The organism is Curtobacterium sp. MCLR17_007, assembly GCF_003234655.2.
GTDB lineage: Bacteria > Actinomycetota > Actinomycetes > Actinomycetales > Microbacteriaceae > Curtobacterium.
The window spans coordinates 2,157,248-2,170,731 of record NZ_CP126271.1; the positions used below are offsets into that span (position 1 = coordinate 2,157,248).

Genomic DNA, 13,484 nt, shown 5'->3' on the forward strand with positions numbered 1-13,484 from the left:
CCTCCAGGCTGGTCCTAGGCGGTCTGGTCGCCGACGGCGGCCAGACGTGCCTCTTCGTCCGCACGGATGGCCGACTCGATGACGGGCTCGAGCGCACCGTTCATCACGCGGTCCAGGTCGTACGCCTTGTACCCGGTGCGGTGGTCCGCGATCCGGTTCTCCGGGAAGTTGTAGGTCCGGATCCGCTCCGAGCGGTCCATGCCCCGGATCTGCGACCGACGGGCGTCCGACGCCAGGGCGTCGAGCTCCTCCTGCTGCTTCGCCAGGATGCGGGCACGCAGGACGCGCATCCCCGCCTCCCGGTTCTGCAGCTGCGACTTCTCGTTCTGCATCGCCACCGTGATGCCGGTCGGCAGGTGGGTGATGCGCACCGCGGAGTCCGTCGTGTTGACGGACTGGCCACCGGGGCCGGACGAGCGGTAGACGTCGATCTTCAGGTCGTTCTGGTTGATCTCGACCTCTTCGGGCTCGTCGACCTCGGGGAAGACGAGCACACCCGTCGTCGAGGTGTGGATGCGCCCCTGGGACTCGGTCGCCGGCACACGCTGGACACGGTGCACGCCACCCTCGTACTTGAGGTGCGCCCACACGCCCTGGGCCGGGTCGGTCGAGTTCGACTTGATCGCGACCTGGACGTCCTTGTAGCCGCCGAGGTCGCTCTCGGTGCGCTCGAGGAGCTCGGTCTTCCAGCCCTTGGACTCGGCGTAGTGCGAGTACATGCGCAGCAGGTCGGCCGCGAACAGCGCCGACTCCTCGCCGCCTTCGCCGCCCTTGATCTCCATGATGACGTCGCGACCGTCGTCCGGGTCGCGCGGGACGAGCAGGCGACGCAGGCGCTCCTGGCGCTCGGCGAGCTGCTCCTCGAGCCCGGGGACCTCGTCCGCGAACGCCGAGTCCTCCTTCGCGAGCTCCCGGGCGGCGGCGAGGTCGTCCCCCGCCGCCGTCCAGGACTCGTAGGCGGACTTGATCCGGTTCAGCTCGGCGTAGCGCCGGTTGACCTTCTTCGCCCGGGCCGCATCGGCGTGGAGCGCGGGGTCCGACAGCTGCTGCGTCAGGTCCTCGTGTTCCGCCAGCAGCCCTGCCACCGACTCGAACACGCGTTACTCCTGGTGTCCGGCGTGGTGCCCGGTCGCGGGGACCGACTTCTGCACCTGCACCAGGAACTCGACGTTCGACTGCGTCTCCCTGAGGTTCCGCAGCACGATCTCGAGCGCCTGCTGCGGGTCGAGCCCGGCCAGGGCACGACGCAGGCGCCAGGTGATCGTGACCTCGTCGGCGGAGAGCAGCTGCTCCTCGCGACGGGTGCCCGAGGCGTTCACGTCGACGGCCGGGAAGATCCGCTTGTCCGCGAGGTGGCGGTTCAGGCGCAGCTCCATGTTGCCGGTGCCCTTGAACTCCTCGAAGATCACCTCGTCCATCTTCGACCCGGTCTCGACGAGCGCTGTGGCGAGGATGGTCAGCGAGCCGCCGTTCTCGATGTTGCGGGCGGCGCCGAAGAAGCGCTTGGCCGGGTACAGCGCGGCGGAGTCGACGCCACCGGAGAGCACGCGGCCCGACGGCGGGGTGGACAGGTTGTACGCGCGGCCCAGGCGGGTGATCGAGTCGAGCAGCAGGACCACGTCGTGGCCCAGCTCGACCAGGCGCTTCGCACGCTCGATGGCGAGCTCGGCGACCGTGGTGTGGTCCTCGGCGGGGCGGTCGAAGGTCGAGGCGATGACCTCGCCCTTCACCGTGCGCTGCATGTCGGTGACCTCTTCGGGCCGCTCGTCGACCAGCACGACCATCAGGTGCGCCTCGGGGTTGTTCTTCGAGACCGCGTTCGCGATGGCCTGCAGCACGACGGTCTTGCCGGCCTTGGGCGGCGAGACGATCAGGCCGCGCTGGCCCTTGCCGATCGGCGACACCAGGTCGATGATCCGCGTGCTCAGCTTCTCCGGAGCGGTCTCGAGACGCAGGCGCTCGTTCGGGTACAGCGGCGTGAGGTCCTGGAAGTCGACGCGAGCGCCGGCCTCGTCAGCGGTCTGGCCGTTGATCGTGTCGATCTTGACCAGCGCGTTGTACTTCTGGCGGCTCTGCTGCTCGTTGTCACGCGGCTGCTTGATCGCACCGACGACGGCGTCGCCCTTGCGCAGGTGGTACTTCTTCACCTGGCCCAGGGAGACGTAGACGTCGCTCGGACCCGGCAGGTACCCGGTCGTCCGCACGAAGGCGTAGTTGTCGAGGACGTCGAGGATGCCCGCGACCGGGATCAGGACGTCGTCCTCGGTGATCTCCGGCTCGAACTCGTCGTTCTGCCCGCCGCGGCCGCGCTTGCGGTCGCGCTGACGGCGGCTGCGACCGTTCTCGGCCTCGTCCTCCTGGCGGCGCTGCCCGTCCTCGCGCTGGGCCTGCGCCTGCGCCTGGCCGTTCTGCTGCTGGTTCTGGTTCGGCGCCTGCTTCTGCTGACCCTGCTGCTTCTGGCGGCCGTTCTGCTGCTTCGGCTGCTGGTCGGCCTGGTCCTCGGCGTCGTCCTGCTTCGCGTCGGCGTGGTTCTGGGCCTGGTTCTGGTTCTGGTTCTGGTTCTGGTTGCCACGACCGTTCTGGCGGCCGTTCTGCTGCTGGTCATCGGCCTGCTGCTCGCCCGACTGCTCGGCGTTCTGCCCACGGCCACGGCCGCGACCACGGCTGCGACGGCCGCGACGGGGGCCGCCGTCGGCGTCGTTCTGCTGGTCGCCGTGCTGGTCGGTGCCCTGCTGGTCGTCGGCCTGGTCGTCATGACCGGCCTGGTCCTGCTGCTCGGCCGACTGCGGCCGCGACGCCGACTGCGGCTGCGGCTGCAAAGCCGACTGCGACTGGGACGGTGCGCCGGACTGGGGCTGCTCCGGCTGCTCGGTCGACTGGGCCGGCTCGGCCTTCTGCCCGCGACGACGGCGCTGGCCACCCGACTGGGCTTCCTGCGCGTCCTTCTCGGCGCGGACCTGGTCGAGGCCCGCGAGCAGGTCCTCGGTGCCGGTGTGGCCGTGGTTGGTGTGGTCGGCCGCGGTGGTCGGGGCCGTCGTCACGGTGCCGCCGGACGTGGCACGACGCGAGCGACGAGCACGCGAGGGTGCCTCGGTGTCGGCAGTGGGTGCCTCGGCGCTGGGGGCTTCGGCGCTGGGGGCTTCGGCGCTGGGGGCCTCGGTCGGTGTCTGGCTCTTCGGCGCGCGTGACCGCGGCGCACGGGCCGCGGCGGGGATCGCCTCGTCCGTCGGTGCCACGGCGTCGGGCTCCGGCAGGGTCAGGGTCTCGGACGCCGCAGCGGCACCGGCGCCGGTCGCGGAGTCGGCGGGACGGCGGTCCTCGATCGAGGCGATGAGGTCGCCCTTGCGCAGCTTCGAGAGCCCGGTGATGCCGAGGGCGGACGCGATCCGCTGCAGTTCCGGCAGACGGAGTGCGCGCAGGTCGCTGGGGATCTCCACCGAGGCGGTGGAGTTGTTGACGTTGGTCACAGTGCTGTGTTCCTTCCGAACCGCAGAGCGCGGAGAGTTTCCACCGACTTCCCGCGCGGATGCAACAGCATCGTGAGTGCGACGGCCGCCGTTCAGACGACGGACCGGGAAGCGGTGATCTGAGGGAGATCACACCTGCGGGGACCTGGAGTTCATGCTGGCTGGTTCGTGCTGGCACGGTGTTCATGCCGGCTCGAAGCCGCGCTACGAGCGTCCGAGGTCGTTCGCCGGGTGCGCGTTCACTGTAGCACCACCGAGATCGACGGCCAGCATGAGCGGCCGCCAGGTGGTTTCGGCGTGTCGTTCCAGCAGCGCCGCCGCGGTCAGACGCTGCGCCGGGTCGCTGCCGAGCACGAGCAGGCTGGGTCCGGCGCCGGAGACGACGGCGGCCAGGCCGTGCTGCCGGAGCAGGCGGATGAGCACGTCGGTCTCGGGCATCGCACTCGCGCGGTACGTCTGGTGCAGTCGGTCCTCGGTCGCGGCGAGCAGGAGCTCGGGGCTCTGGATCAGCGCGGCGACGAGCAGCGCCGAGCGCGACACGTTGAACGCGGCATCGGCGTGCGGCACGCTGTCGGGCTGCAGGGACCGCGCGAGCTTCGTCGACAGCGTGGAGGTCGGCACGAAGACCACGGGCGAGACGCCGCGGTGCACCAGCAGGCGCTTGTACGCGGGACCGTCGGGTGTCATCCACGCGATCGTCAGGCCGCCGAACAGCGCCGGTGCGACGTTGTCCGGATGCCCCTCCATCTCGGTGGCGAGCGTCAGCAGGGTCGAGGCGTCGAGGTCGACGATCCCCTCGAGCAGCCCCCGCGCGGCCATCAGTCCGGCGACGATCGCGGCGGCGGAGGACCCCAGACCGCGGCCGTGCGGGATCGCGTTGACCGCGCTGAGCTCGAGACCGGGCTGCTCGACTCCGGCATGCTCGAGACCACGACGGACCGCGCGCACCACCAGGTTCGTGTCGTCGGTCGCGACCTCACCCGCCCCGACCCCCTGCACCGTGACCGTCGCGCCCGGTTGCGGCCGCACGCGGACCTCGACCTCGTCGTAGAGCGAGAGCGCCAGCCCCAGGGAGTCGAACCCCGGGCCGAGGTTGGCCGAGGTCGCCGGCACGCGGACGCGCACCGCCCGTCCGGCCGGTACGGCGATGCGGGCGGTCGAGCCCCGTCCCGCTCCGGACGGACGGTCGGTGCTCACGCGGCGCCGACCAGTCCGAGCACGTCGGCGATCGCCGCGGTGTCGACGGGCACGCTCGTCGGGGTGACGTCGCCGCCGTCCTCGGTCTTGAGCGCCCACTGCGGGTCCTTGAGGCCGTGGCCGGTGACCGTGATGACGACCTTCGCGCCCTTCGGGACCTGGCCGGCGTCGGCACGCTCGAGCAGTCCGGCGACGCCGATGGCCGACGCGGGCTCGACGAAGACCCCGACCTCGGCCGACAGGATCCGGTGCGCGGCGAGGATGCCGGCGTCACTGATCGCGCCGAAGTAGCCGTCCGTCTCCTCGCGGGCCTCGAGCGCGTACTTCCACGACGCCGGGTTGCCGATGCGGATCGCCGACGCGATGGTCTCGGGGTGCGGGACGACCTCGCCCGACACGATCGGGGCGGCGCCGGCGGCCTGGAACCCGAACATGCGCGGCATCCGGCTGGAGCGGCCGGCGGCGACGTCCTCGCGGTAACCGCGCGAGTAGGCGGTGTAGTTGCCGGCGTTGCCGACCGGCAGGAAGTGGAAGTCCGGGGCGTCGCCCAGGACGTCGACGACCTCGAACGCCGCGGTCTTCTGGCCCTCGATGCGGTCGTTGTTGACCGAGTTGACCAGGTGCACCGGGTAGTTTGCAGCGAGGTCGCGCGCGATGTCGAGGCAGTCGTCGAAGTTGCCCTGCACCTGCAGCAGCTGGGCGTCGTGCGCGACGGCCTGGCTGAGCTTGCCCATCGCGATCTTGCCCTCGGGCACGAGCACCGCGGCGGTGATGCCGGCGTGCGTGGCGTACGCGGCGGCAGAGGCGCTCGTGTTGCCGGTCGACGCGCAGATGACCGCCTTGGCCCCGTGCTCGACGGCCTTCGAGATCGCCATCGTCATGCCGCGGTCCTTGAACGACCCCGTCGGGTTCATGCCCTCGAACTTGATCCAGACGTCGGCACCGGTGCGCTCGGACAGTCGGCGTGCCGGGATGAGCGGCGTGCCGCCCTCGCCCAGCGTGACGATGGGCGTCGCCTCGGTCACGTCGAGTCGGTCGGCGTACTCGCGCAGGACTCCCTGCCACTGGTGGGCCATCGGGGTTCTCTCTCTGTCGGTGGTGCGGTGCTGGTGGTGGTCTGGGTCAGGGCCCGGGCCCCGGCATGGGGCTTGGTCTTGGTCTGGGTCAGGCGCCGATGACGCGCAGGACGCTCGTGACCTCGGTGACGACGTCCTCGCCGCGCAGGGCGACGACCGTGTCGGCGAGGTCCGATTCGCGCGCCTGGTGGGTGCCGATGACCAGGGTCGCCGTGCCGCCGTCGCCGTGGGCGCTCGACTGCTCGACCGTCTCGACGCTGACGCCGTGTGCCGCGAGGATGCCCGCGACGGTCGAGAGCACCCCGGGGGCGTCGGCCACGAGCAGGGTGATCTGGTAGCTCGTGCGGACCGTGCCGATCGGGAACACCGGCAGGGCGGACTGCGTCGACTCGGCGATGCCGGGGCCACCGATGACGTGTCGGCGGGCGGCCGAGACCAGGTCGCCGAGCACGGCCGAGGCCGTCTCGACCCCGCCGGCACCTGCGCCGTAGAACATCAGGTCGCCGGCGGCCTCGGCCTCGACGAACACGGCGTTCTTCGCGCCGTGGACGCTGGCGAGCGGGTGCGACTCGGGCACCAGTGCCGGGTAGACCCGCGCGCTGACGCCTTCGCGGCCGTCGGCATCGGTCAGCCGCTCGCAGGTCGCCAGGATCTTCACCACGTAGCCGGCCTTGCGCGCGGCCCGGACCTGCTCGATCGTGATCGCGGTGATGCCCTCGCGGTGCACGGCGACGAGCGGCACCGAGGTGTGGAACGCGATCGACGCGAGGATCGCCGCCTTCTGCGCGGCGTCGTACCCCTCGATGTCGGCCGTCGGGTCGGCCTCGGCGTACCCCAGCTCGGTCGCGGTGGCGAGCGCGTCCTCGAAGGTGCTGCCCTGCCGGTCCATCAGGTCGAGGATGAAGTTCGTCGTGCCGTTGACGATGCCCATGATCCGGACGATGCGGTCGCCGGCGAGCGAGTCGTGCAGCGGACGGATGATCGGGATCGCCCCGGCGACGGCGGCCTCGTAGTAGAGCTGTGCGCCGACCTGCTCAGCCGCGGCGAAGAGCTCGGGTCCGTGTGTGGCGAGCAGGGCCTTGTTGCCGGTCACGACGTCGGCCCCCGACTGCAGCGCCTGCAGCACGAGGGTGCGTGCGGGCTCGATGCCGCCGATCAGCTCGACCACGATGTCCGCTCCGAGGATGAGCGACTGCGCGTCCGTCGTGTACAGCTCGCGCGGCAGGTCGACGTCGCGCTGGGCGTCGAGGTCGCGGACGGCGATGCCCACGAGTTCGAGCCCGGCGCCGGCGCGCGAGGCGAGCTCGTCACCGTGCTCGAGCAGGAGGCGTGCGACCTGCGAACCGACGGAGCCGGCTCCGAGCAGCGCGACGCGGACGTTGCGGTATTCGATCATGTGGTGCGTTTCTTCCGGGTCTCGGGTCTCACCGTGCGGCATCGGCTGCGGCCATCGGTGACACCCCGGTGTCGCGGGCGAGGAGGTCGTCGATGCCCTCGCCACGGACGAGGATACGGGCTCGCCCGTCGGCCACCGCGACGACCGGCGGACGGCCGACGTGGTTGTAGTTGCTCGCGAGGCTCCAGCAGTAGGCACCGGTCGCCGCGACCGCCAGCAGGTCGCCGCGGTGCACGTCGCCGGGCAGGTACTCGTCGTGGACCACCACGTCGCCGCTCTCGCAGTGCTTGCCGACCACACGGGTCAGGACCGCGTCGGCGTCCGAGGTGCGGGCGAGCCGCGCCGTGTACTCGGCACCGTAGAGCGCCGGGCGGGCGTTGTCGCTCATGCCCCCGTCGACGGAGACGTAGGTGCGCGTGGCACTGCCACCGCCGTCGACCTCGAGCTGGACGGGCTTGATCGTGCCGACCCGGTAGAGCGTGACGCCGGCGGGTCCGACGATGTACCGCCCCGGCTCGACCGCGACGTCCGGCACGGGGATGTCCCGCTCGGCGCAGGCCTCGGCCACGATGGCCGCCAGCGCGTCGGCGATGTCCTCGGGTTCGAACGCCGAGTCGGCATCGGTGTAGTCGATGCCCCAGCCGCCGCCGAGGTTGAGCTCGGGCACCGGACCCGTGCGCACCAGCGTGGCGTGCACGTCCATCAGGCGACGTGCGGCTTCGCGGAACCCGGACTCGTCGAAGATCTGCGAGCCGATGTGCGAGTGCAGCCCGACGAACGCCAGCGACGGGAGGGCGCGGATCGCCTCGGCCGCCTGCACCGCCTCGGTCAGGGGGATGCCGAACTTCTGGTCTTCGCGCGCCGTCGCCAGGTACTCGTGGGTCGAGGCGTGCACACCGCTGTTGATCCGGATGCGCACCCGCTGGACGACGCCGGCGGCTCGGGCGGCATCCGCGACGCGACCGATCTCCTCGTGCGAGTCGAGCACGATCGTGCCGAGACCGATCTCGACCGCCCGGGCGATCTCGGCGTCGGACTTGTCGTTGCCGTGGAAGCCCATCAGCGCGGGGTCGGCGCCGCCGGCCAGAGCCACAGCGATCTCACCGGCGGTGCAGACGTCGAGTCGCAGGTCCGCTTCGGTCATCCACGCGGCGACCTGGGTCGTGAGGAACGCCTTGGCGGCGTAGTAGACGTGCGCGCGGCTGCCGATGCGCCCGAACGCCTCGGTGAACGCGTTCCGCACCCGGACCGCACGCGACTGCACGTCGTGCTCGTCGACCACGTAGAGCGGGGTGCCGAACTGCTCGACGAGGTCGGTGGCGGTGATGCCGCCCACCGCCAGGGAGCCGTCGTCGGTCCGCGTCGCGGAGGCCGGCCAGATCCGCGCGGTCAGCGCGGAGGCGTCAGCCGGGGACCGCAGCCGCGGCGGGGCAAGTGGGTTCTCGCTCACGGGACCCGATCCTAGCGAGCCGAGCGGGGCCTCCCGTCCGGCGGCACGCGACCTGTGGACAGGTCAGCAGGTGCCCGTGGTCTGCAGTCCCTGCTCGCTGAGCGGCAGCTGGTCCGCGGTGATGCGCACCTCGGCACGGGACGCCGTGACGTCGAGCGAGCGGACCCGGAGCGCCTCCGGCAGGAACTTGGCGGTGCAGACCGGCACCGGTGTGTCCGTGACGCCCGGGATGCTGTCCACCTTGAGGTCGAGCGCCGAGTTCGTGATGCGCACCGTCTTCGGTGTGATCGTGATGCCCCTGCCGTCGCTCTGCGCCGTCACCGACCCCTGCGCCAGGTACCCGATGTCGTACCCGAGCACCGCGGTCGACCCGGACAGCTGCACCCCGCCGTCGGTGAGCGAGAGCCGGTCGAAGAGCGGACTGTACTTCGCCAGGTCCTTGACGCTGCCGGAGGCGAGCGTCACCGTGCCGTCGACGTCGTGCACGTCGCCCTTGCCGTCGACCGGGACGTCGTGCACCGTGACGTCGGCGGCGAGCGGGATGCCGTCGACCGTGATCCTGCGTGACGAGATCGAGACGTCGTCGAGCGTGCCACTGATGAGCTGCGGGATGACCACACCGTCGGCGTGCGCCTGCACCGTGCCCTTCGTGCCCTCCGGCAGCGACTGTTCGACCTGCTGCGCGATGATCCGGTCCACCACGCCGCGCAGGACGAACTCCGCCACGACGACGAGCACGGCGAGGACCACGACGATGACGAGGACCACGATGGTCACGGTGCGGCCGCGGTGGCGCGACTCCGGGGTTGCGGTGGCGGTGGACATACGTCCCACCCTGCCAGCGTCCACCGTCAGCCACCCGGGAGGCCCGGGTCGCGTCCGGCAGGCGCCGTCGCGCGGCGGTGCCGTCGCGCGGAGGTGCGGTCGCGCGGCGGGCGCGGTCGCGCGGTACCGCGGTCGCGGTCGCGCCGAGGTGCGGTCCCGCGGTCGCGGTGCGGATCGGTGTCGCACAACAGGAAGCAGCTCGCACCACGGGATCACGTGGTGCGAGCTGCGTTCCGTTGTGCGACGTCGGCCGACCGTGCTGCCGCGGCGCGTGGCACTACATGCGCTCGGGAGCGCTCACCCCGAGCAGGCCGAGGCCGTTCCGCACGACCTGGCCGGTCGCGTCGTTCAGCCAGAGCCGGGTGCGGTGCAGGTCCGTCACGGGCTCGTCGCCGAGCGGCGTGACGCGGCAGGCATCGTACCAGCGGTGGTACAGCCCGGCGAGCTGCTCGATGAAGCGGGCGATGCGGTGCGGCTCGCGGAGTTCGGCGGCGCGGCGCACCACGCTCGGGTACTCCGCCAGGGCGCCGAGGAGCGCGCTCTCGGTGTCGTGGGTCAGCAGCGCGGCGTCGAACACCGACCGGTCGACACCGGACGCGGCGGCGTTCCGCGCGACCGACTGCGTGCGGGCGTGGGCGTACTGGACGTAGAAGACGGGGTTGTCGTTCGTGCGCTTGGTCAGCAGGTCGAGGTCGATGTCGATCGCGGTGTCGCTGGCGAACCGCACGAGCGAGTACCGGCCTGCGTCGACCCCCACGGCGTCGACGAGGTCCTCCATCGTGACCACCGTGCCGTTGCGCTTGGACATGCGCATCGGCTCGCCGTCCTTGAGGAGGTTCACCATCTGGCCGATGAGGATCTCGAGGTTCGTGCCCGGTTCGTCACCGAACGCCGCACACATCGCCATCATGCGACCGACGTAGCCGTGGTGATCGGCGCCGAGCATGATCAGGTTCCGCTCGAACCCGCGCTCGCGCTTGTCGAGGTAGTACGCCAGGTCGCCGGCGATGTACGCGGGCTCACCGTCGGACTTGATGACCACGCGGTCGCGGTCGTCGCCGAAGTCGGTCGTGCGCAGCCACAGTGCACCCTCGGCCTCGTACATCTTGCCGAGCGACCGCAGCCGCTCGATGGCGCGCTCGACGGCCTTCGACTCGTGCAGCGCGTTCTCGTGGAAGTAGACGTCGAAGTCCACACCGAACTCGTGCAGTGACTGCTTGATGTCGGTGAACATGAAGTCGACGCCCTCGCGGCGGAACAGCTCCTGCGCCTCGGCACGGGGCAGGTCGCGGACGTCACCGTCGTACGTCGCCATCACCCGCGCGGCGATCTCGCCGATGTAGGCACCGCCGTAGCCGTCCTCGGGCGTGGGCTCGCCGAGCGCCGATGCCACGAGCGACCGGGCGAACCGGTCGATTTGGTTGCCGTGGTCGTTGAAGTAGTACTCGCGGGTGACGAGGCCGCCCTGCGCCTGGAAGACCCGCGCCAGGCTGTCGCCCACGGCCGCCCACCGCACGCCGCCCATGTGGATCGGGCCGGTCGGGTTCGCGGAGACGAACTCGAGGTCGATCCGGACGCCGTCGTACAGGTCCCCGCGGCCGAAGGCCTCGCCCTGGTCGACGATCGTGCGGGCGACCTCGCCAGCGGCGGCAGCCTCGAGCGTGATGTTGATGAAGCCCGGGCCGGCGACGTCGACCGACGCGACACCGTCGAGCTCGGTCAGCTCGCCGGCGATCTCGGTCGCGAGCGCACGCGGGTTCGTGCCGAGGCGCTTCGCCAGCTGCATCGCCGCGTTCGACGCCCAGTCGCCGTGCGCCCGGTTCTTCGGCCGCTCGAGCGCTGCGTGCGACTCCTGGACCGTCACGGTGTCGGAGGCCCCACGTCGGTCGACGATCCCGGTCAGGATCGACAGGTACGCGGTGGAGAGTTCGGCAGGAGTCACGGCATACGAGTCTACCGGGGACATGCAGCATCATGGGCCGCATGACCACCCGACGACCCGCCCGGGCGATCAGCGTCGCTGCGCTCGCCGTCCCAGCCGCCCTCGTCCTCGCCGCCTGCTCCGGTGGCGGCGCCTCCCCCACGACCTCACCGAGTGCCGCGACCGGCAGCAGCGTCGACCAGACGTGCGCACAACTCGTCCCCGCGGAGACGTTCACGGTCTACGGCGAACGGTTCACCCGCGACACGTCGGCGACACCCGCCAAGGGCTCCCCCGCGGCCCGCATCGCCGAGCAGCACGGCCGGGTGTGCGTCTGGCAGGAGGCCGACGACCCCTCGGTCACGATCACCCTGGCCGTCGCCGAACTGCCTGAGAAGTCGCTCACGAACCTGAAGGACGCGCTGTTCGACCGGGGTGGCTCGGTCCCGACCTACACGGTCGAGGGGTACTTCGCCCTGACCCACGACGTCGGCCGTGCGGACGCCTTCGCCGACCCGTACTGGATCACCACGTCGTCGACCCTCTTCACCGAACCGGGCACCGCACAGCCCGTCGTCGACGCCGCCCGCCAGGCACTCACACCGAGCGCGTCGGCCACGCCAGCAGGCTGACCGGACGGGAGGCCCGGCTCGCCTCCGCACCGCGGCTGCCGCCCCGACGGGTGGTCCGGTCGGGCGGTGGGGACCTGCTACGGTTGATCACACCCCAGGGCCCCCATAGCTCAGGGGATAGAGCACTGCCCTCCGGAGGCAGGGGCGGAGGTTCGAATCCTCCTGGGGGCACAGAGACATTCCCGCGCAAGCTGTCGTCCTCGCTGCGCTCGGTCGGCAGCGCGCGACATCGCGGCAGGCCGCGACCAATCCCCGTGGGTACCGCCGGTAGACCAAGTCCGCCGCTGCGCTCGATCTGCTGCGATCGACATCGCGGCGGGCCGCGACCGTGGTCCGACGTCCAGCGTCATGTTCGAGGTCGCACGACTTGCCGCTCAGGTACGCCCAGGGTGCTCGAGTCGTCGGTACTGGGCGGCGAGATGCGCGAATTGTGGAACCTCGGGGCGGGCGGGTGTGCGGGTAGCGTCGCGGCCATGACGTTCGTGTTCCCGGAACCTGCGGTCGAGCCACTGCGGGGTGGGCCAGTCCTCCGCTGGGGCGTGATCGGTCCCGGGGAGATCGCGAACGACTTCACGGGCACGCTGCACGCCAACTCCGACCAGCGCGTCGTCGCCGTCGGCTCGCGGTCCGCCGAGCGCGCCGCCGCCTTCGCCGCACGCCACGGTGTGCCGTCCGCCCACGACTCGTACGAGGCCCTCGTCGCCGATCCCGCGGTCGACGTCGTCTACGTCGCGTCGCCTCACCCGCAGCACCTCGAACACGCCCTGCTCGCGATCGCGGCCGGCAAGCACGTCCTGGTCGAGAAGCCGATGACCACGTCCGGAGCCGACACCCGTCGCCTGGCCGCCGCGGCCCGCGAGGCCGGCGTGCTCGCGATGGAGGCCATGTGGACCCGGTACCTGCCGGGCACCACGGTCGTCGCGCGCCTGCTGGCCGACGGCACGCTCGGCGACGTCCGGCTCGCGACCGTCGACGTCGGTTGGCCGCACGACCCCGCTGACCCGGGCGACCGCATGTTCGACCCCGCCGCGGGAGGCGGTGCGCTGCTCGACGCCGGCGTCTACAGCCACTGGTTCGCACGCTTCGCCACCGGCGCCCCGGTGACCAGCCGCACGACCGGAGCGGTCTCGGACGGCGGGGTGGACCTCCAGTCCGTGACGGTGTCGCGCGCGACCGGCGGCGCGCAGGCCGTGGTGACCACGTCGATCACCGCGTGGACCCCCGGCCTGGCGATGATCGCGGGCAGCGCGGCGACCCTCCGGTACACCGACCACTTCGTGTTCCCGGCCTCGTTCGCGGTGCACCGTGGCGCAGACGCCGACCGCTGGTCCGAGCCGACCGGGCTGCGTGGCCGACAGGGACTGGTCTGGCAGGCCGCGGCGCTCGCGCGGTACGTCGCCGACGGCCGGACGGATTCACCGGTCCACTCGCTCAACGACGCGATCGGGGTCGCCGAAGCGCTCGACGCGGCCCGCGCGGCACTCGACGTTCCCCAGCAGGACACCTCGGCCCCCTAGGAT

The 13,484-nt window shown here is 71.5% G+C and carries 10 protein-coding genes and 1 tRNA gene; 3 read left to right on the top strand and 8 right to left on the bottom strand.

Annotated elements, in window-relative coordinates:
• Nucleotides 1-14: 14 nt before the first annotated feature.
• The 8 genes from prfA to argS all read right to left on the bottom strand — a co-directional run bounded on the left by prfA (nt 15) and on the right by argS (nt 11,305).
• Nucleotides 15-1,097, bottom strand: coding sequence for a peptide chain release factor 1 (gene prfA, locus DEJ13_RS10280; protein WP_056124057.1), 1,083 nt, complete (start codon nt 1,095-1,097; stop codon nt 15-17).
• A gap of 3 nt (nt 1,098-1,100) precedes the next feature.
• Nucleotides 1,101-3,467: a transcription termination factor Rho gene (gene rho / locus DEJ13_RS10285; RefSeq protein ID WP_111107210.1), complete on the bottom strand. Its 2,367-nt coding sequence runs from the start codon at nt 3,465-3,467 to the stop codon at nt 1,101-1,103.
• Nucleotides 3,468-3,671: 204 nt separating this feature from the next.
• Entirely contained in the window at nt 3,672-4,616 is a 945-nt protein-coding gene (gene thrB / locus DEJ13_RS10290) for a homoserine kinase (RefSeq protein WP_111107235.1), read from the bottom strand.
• A gap of 44 nt (nt 4,617-4,660) precedes the next feature.
• Entirely contained in the window at nt 4,661-5,740 is a 1,080-nt protein-coding gene (gene thrC, locus DEJ13_RS10295; protein ID WP_056124053.1) for a threonine synthase, read from the bottom strand.
• A gap of 88 nt (nt 5,741-5,828) precedes the next feature.
• Entirely contained in the window at nt 5,829-7,136 is a 1,308-nt protein-coding gene (locus DEJ13_RS10300; RefSeq protein WP_111107234.1) for a homoserine dehydrogenase, read from the bottom strand.
• A 28-nt stretch (nt 7,137-7,164) separates the two neighbouring features.
• The gene (lysA, locus tag DEJ13_RS10305; protein WP_111107209.1) at nt 7,165-8,586 is read right to left on the bottom strand and encodes a diaminopimelate decarboxylase; all 1,422 of its coding nucleotides are present in this window, start codon (nt 8,584-8,586) and stop codon (nt 7,165-7,167) included.
• Between the two features lie 63 nt (nt 8,587-8,649).
• Nucleotides 8,650-9,411, bottom strand: coding sequence for an LmeA family phospholipid-binding protein (locus DEJ13_RS10310; protein WP_111107208.1), 762 nt, complete (start codon nt 9,409-9,411; stop codon nt 8,650-8,652).
• A 277-nt stretch (nt 9,412-9,688) separates the two neighbouring features.
• On the bottom strand, nt 9,689-11,305 hold the full coding sequence (gene argS, locus DEJ13_RS10315; RefSeq protein ID WP_502868733.1) for an arginine--tRNA ligase: 1,617 nt from the start codon (nt 11,303-11,305) through the stop codon (nt 9,689-9,691).
• An 89-nt stretch (nt 11,306-11,394) separates the two neighbouring features.
• Between argS and DEJ13_RS10320 the strand changes: the two genes are divergently transcribed.
• The 3 genes from DEJ13_RS10320 (at nt 11,395) to DEJ13_RS10330 (ending at nt 13,481) form a co-directional block, all read left to right on the top strand.
• A complete protein-coding gene (locus tag DEJ13_RS10320) occupies nt 11,395-11,964 on the top strand; it encodes a hypothetical protein (RefSeq protein ID WP_146245256.1) in 570 nt (189 codons plus the stop codon).
• Nucleotides 11,965-12,063: 99 nt separating this feature from the next.
• Nucleotides 12,064-12,135: transfer RNA gene (locus DEJ13_RS10325), tRNA-Arg, on the top strand.
• A gap of 302 nt (nt 12,136-12,437) precedes the next feature.
• Nucleotides 12,438-13,481: a Gfo/Idh/MocA family protein gene (locus DEJ13_RS10330; protein WP_111107205.1), complete on the top strand. Its 1,044-nt coding sequence runs from the start codon at nt 12,438-12,440 to the stop codon at nt 13,479-13,481.
• Nucleotides 13,482-13,484: the final 3 nt, after the last annotated feature.